Below are 3,927 nucleotides of genomic sequence, written 5' to 3' on the forward strand. Positions count from 1 at the left end.
TGGCGAGGCCGCGCGCGACGCCGCCATCGCCGGGCTGGGCTTGGCCGTGCTGCCGACCTTCATCACCGCTGACGCTCTGCGCGACGGCCGGCTGGTGCCGGTGCCGCTGGACGCCGAACCGGTGGCCGACGTGATCCACGCCTTGTATCCGCAGACCCGGCACCTGTCGCGCCGGGTGCGGGCGCTGGTCGACCATCTCGCGGCAGGCTGCACCGACCCGGCGCCGTGGGAGCAGGGCCTGACGTTCGATCCAGCCGAACACGGCGTTTCCTGACCGGCGGCTTTCGCCGCGGGCCGGAAAGGCCGATCTCTGCGTCATCACATTGCGACGGGAGACGGACATGATCACGCTGCACGACCGCATGGCCCGGGGCCGCACCGAGACCGGCCTGATCGAGGGCCAGCACACCTTTTCCTTCGGCCGGTTCCGCGACCCGGAGCGCATGGGGTTCCGCTCGCTGCGCGTGCTGAACGAGGACCGCGTCGTTCCGGGCGCCGGCTTCCCGGCGCATCCGCATGCCGAGATGGAGATCCTGACCTATGTGCTGGGCGGCGCCGTCGCCCATCGCGACAGCCTTGGCAACCAGGCGGTGATCCGCGCCGGCGACCTGCAGCGCATGACCGCCGGCACCGGCATCACCCACAGCGAGATGAACCCGTCCGACACCGACACGCTGCATCTGCTGCAGATCTGGATCTTCCCGGACCGATCCGGCCTGGCACCGGGCTATGAGCAGATCGCGGTGCCGGAGGCCGATGGCGGCCTGCGCCTGGTCGCCAGCCCCAGCGGAGCGGACGGAGCCCTGACCATCCACCAGGATGTCAGGCTCTACATCGCCCGGCTGGCCGCCGGCGAGACGGTCGAGCACGCGATCGGCCCGGGCCGCGGTGCCTTCGTGCAGCTGACCCGCGGCGTGGTCACGCTCGCCGGCCACGAGATGCGGGAAGGCGATGGCGCCGCGGTCGAGGGCGAAGCAGGTGTCCGGATCACCGCCGAGACCGAGGCCGAAATCCTGCTGTTCGACTTGGCCTGAGTCCGGCAAGGCCGGAGGGACGGTATCTCTTCGGCCTTGCCGCTCAGCCGGCCGAGAAGATGCGGACCCAGTCCTGCTTCATCGACACCAGCTGCCAGCCATTGCCGGCCGCGTCGGTCAGGCCGCGGTCCAGCCGGCCGACCATCGACTGGCGGTCATAGGCGTATTCGCGCCCGGCATCGTCATGGTGGATCAGCACCCCGAGCCGACGGCCCGGCCCTGTCGTGGTGAATTGCAGCATCTCGTAGTCGCCATCCGAATTGCCGAAGGCGGCGATCGGCCGCCGCCCGAACCGGCGGAAGATCTCGGCGGGCTTGGCCGGCCCTTCGTTCAGCACGTCGAGCTGGGCGATCTGCATCAGCTCGCCTCGGTCCTGCTGCAGTTGGTATTGCAGCTTCAGCGCGCTGCCGATCACCTGGTCGGCCGGCACGCCATAGGCCTGCCCGGTCCAGGCCCGCATGAACTCTGCGGTGCCGCCGGAGGCGATGCAGACCTGGAAGTCATGGGCGCGGAACAGCGCCAGCGCCTCCTGCATCGGCTGATAGGTGCAGTCCGGGTAGGGTCGTTGGAAATCGGGATGGCGCGCCGTGGCCATCCAGTCGGCCACTGACCGGCGGAACGCATCGGGCGTCGTTTCCGCCTGCACGGCGATGACGATCCCGCCCAGCGCCCGCAGGCCACCCCGGCCCAGGGCCGGCAGGTCCCGCGCCAGGGCCGAGCGGAACGGCTCGCGAGCCGCCCAGTCCGGGTGCTGCGGCGCCAAGTCCTGCAGGCGGTCCAGCGTGAACATCACCTCGGTGTAGATCGGCTGTTCCGGCCACAGCGTGCCATCATTGTCGAACACCGCCAGCCGCTCTGCCGTCGGCACATGGTCCGGCGAGGATTCGTCGGTGACGGCGGCCAGGAAGTCCAGGATCGCCAGCCGGGCCGGACTGTCGCGCCAGGATGGCAGGACGTCATGGCCCGGTTGCTGCGCCGTCGCCGCGACCAGGGGCAGGCCGGCGAGCAGAATGCCCCCGAGGCACCGGCGCGACAGCGCGATCGACTGGATCATCCTGGACATCTCCGTGAGGCAAGCGGGGCCGCGCGTGGTCTGCGACATCGGCGCATCCTGCGCGGATTCGGTTTTGTGCGGATGTCACGGCGCGGGATTGGCGTTACAACCGTAGCCCACCACTTGGCCACCGAAGAGCATGCGCATCGCCCTGCTGATTGCCGCCATCGCCGTCTTCCTGATCGGAATCGCCATCTGGAGCTTTCGCATCACCGCGGGCCAGGCGGGGGCGGATGACGGCGTGGCGATCTGGATGGCCGGTGGCGCGGGGGTGGCTGCGGCGCTGCTGATCGGTGGCTTCGTGCTTCTGATCCTGCGCACCCGCCCGCGGGATCGTGACCGGCGCTGACCTGCGCCAAGGGCGGGCTTGCTTCGGCGCCGGGGCTGTGGCCGGATGCCTGCTTTCGGGAGCGCAGCAGACCAGGGCATGGCCGACGATCCGATGACTGAACCACCGCAGCGGGTGGGGTTTCTGCTGGTTCCGAACTTCTCGATGATGGCGCTGTCGGCGGTGCTCGAGCCGTTTCGCGCGGCCAATTGGGTTGCGCGCCGCACGCTGTACGAATGGCGCCTGCTGTCGGTCGACGGCGACCCGGTCACGGCCAGCAACGATGCCGTCCTGGTGACCCAGGGAGCGATCGGGCCGGAGGATTCGTTCACCATGGTGGTGGTGGTCGCCGGCCTCGACCCGCAGGATGGGCGCGACGAACGCATCCTGGCGTGGCTGCGGCGCATGGCCCGGCGCGGCTCGCGCCTCGGCGCCGTCTCCACCGGCACCTATCATCTGGCCTGGGCCGGGCTGCTGGACGGCTATCGCAGCACCATCCATTGGGAAAACCTCAGCGCCTTCACCGAGACCTTCCCGCGGCTCGACGTCACCGGGCGGCTGTTCGAGATCGACCGCGACCGCTTCACCTCGGCCGGCGGCACGGCGTCGCTCGACATGACGCATTACCTGATCGGCCAGGCCCATGGCATCGACCTGGCCAACCAGGTCGCCGAACAGTTCCTGCACGCCCGGCCGCGCCAGGGCCATGCGCCGCAGCGGATGGAGCTGCGCGAACGGCTCGGCGTCAGCCACCCGAAGCTGCTGGCCGCGATCGCCGAGATCGAGGCCAACCTGGCCGAACCGCTGCCTCGTGCGGCGCTGGCCCGCGCCGCCGGGCTGTCGACCCGGCAGCTCGAGCGCCTGTTCCGGATCTACCTCAACTGCACCCCGTCCCAGTACTATCTCGAGGCGCGGCTGAAGCACGCCCAGATCCTGCTGGCGCAGACCTCGATGCCGGTGCTGGAGGTGGCGGTGGCCTGCGGCTTCGCCTCCGCCTCGCATTTCGCCAAATGCTACCGCTCGCTGTTCAGCCATTCGCCGCGGGCGGAACGGGCGCCGCGCCCGGCCGGGCCGATGCAGGTGATGGGCCAGCGCCGGGCGTGGTGAGGGCAGGGGTCAACCCAGCAGCGGCGTGACCTTGGCCTGCAGCAGGCGCACCAGCTCCGGATCCATCGCCTCGAACCGGTCGGGGATGTCGAGGCAGATCACGCGGGCGTGCTTCAGCGAGCCGCCGAAGCGGCTGGCGATCTTGGCCCGCTGCGATTTCTCCATCACGAAGATCAGATCCGCCCATTCGACCAGCTCGGCCGTCAGCGGCTCTTCTGCGTCCGGGTTCAGGCCGGCCGAAGCCGTCTCGATGCCCGGATGGCCGCGAACATCGTCTCAGCGGTCGGGCTGCGCCGGAGATTGCGGCCGCAGACGAACAGGACGTGCTTCAACTGGCCGCCACGTCCGCTCGCCGCAGGATTTCGGCCAGCCGCGGTGGCAGGGTGCCGCTCAACTGCATGACC

General features: G+C 70.0%; 6 protein-coding genes. 4 read left to right on the forward strand and 2 right to left on the reverse strand.

The window, feature by feature from the left end; all coding sequences use genetic code 11:
- The coding region (locus AC3XYG_RS28185) for a LysR substrate-binding domain-containing protein (RefSeq protein ID WP_489143195.1) at positions 1-274 on the forward strand (274 nt) is incomplete at its 5' end.
- A 67-nt stretch (positions 275-341) separates the two neighbouring features.
- Positions 342-1,034 carry a pirin family protein gene (locus AC3XYG_RS28190; RefSeq protein WP_489143196.1) on the forward strand — a complete coding sequence of 231 codons (693 nt, stop codon included), beginning with the start codon at positions 342-344 and terminating at the stop codon, positions 1,032-1,034.
- A gap of 43 nt (positions 1,035-1,077) precedes the next feature.
- Here AC3XYG_RS28190 and AC3XYG_RS28195 read toward each other — a convergent pair whose 3' ends face one another.
- On the reverse strand, positions 1,078-2,088 hold the full coding sequence (locus AC3XYG_RS28195; protein WP_489143197.1) for an HAD family hydrolase: 1,011 nt from the start codon (positions 2,086-2,088) through the stop codon (positions 1,078-1,080).
- A 139-nt stretch (positions 2,089-2,227) separates the two neighbouring features.
- Here AC3XYG_RS28195 and AC3XYG_RS28200 point away from each other — a divergent pair, with 139 nt between their 5' ends.
- On the forward strand, positions 2,228-2,437 hold the full coding sequence (locus AC3XYG_RS28200) for a hypothetical protein (protein ID WP_489143198.1): 210 nt from the start codon (positions 2,228-2,230) through the stop codon (positions 2,435-2,437).
- Positions 2,438-2,530: 93 nt separating this feature from the next.
- The gene (locus AC3XYG_RS28205; RefSeq protein WP_489143199.1) at positions 2,531-3,523 is read left to right on the forward strand and encodes a GlxA family transcriptional regulator; all 993 of its coding nucleotides are present in this window, start codon (positions 2,531-2,533) and stop codon (positions 3,521-3,523) included.
- 9 nt (positions 3,524-3,532) lie between these two features.
- Here the strand turns inward: AC3XYG_RS28205 and AC3XYG_RS28210 are convergent, their stop codons facing one another.
- On the reverse strand, positions 3,533-3,691 hold the full coding sequence (locus AC3XYG_RS28210) for a hypothetical protein (protein ID WP_489143200.1): 159 nt from the start codon (positions 3,689-3,691) through the stop codon (positions 3,533-3,535).
- Positions 3,692-3,927: the final 236 nt, after the last annotated feature.

Source organism: Inquilinus sp. (assembly GCF_057815775.1).

Bases quoted from the DNA above. Each gene is read 5' to 3' on its own strand.
- AC3XYG_RS28190 (WP_489143196.1), top strand. From the start codon at position 342: ATGATCACGCTGCACGACCGCATGGCCCGGGGCCGCACCGAGACCGGC.
- AC3XYG_RS28195 (WP_489143197.1), bottom strand. From the start codon at position 2,088: ATGATCCAGTCGATCGCGCTGTCGCGCCGGTGCCTCGGGGGCATTCTG.
- AC3XYG_RS28200 (WP_489143198.1), top strand. From the start codon at position 2,228: ATGCGCATCGCCCTGCTGATTGCCGCCATCGCCGTCTTCCTGATCGGA.
- AC3XYG_RS28205 (WP_489143199.1), top strand. From the start codon at position 2,531: ATGACTGAACCACCGCAGCGGGTGGGGTTTCTGCTGGTTCCGAACTTC.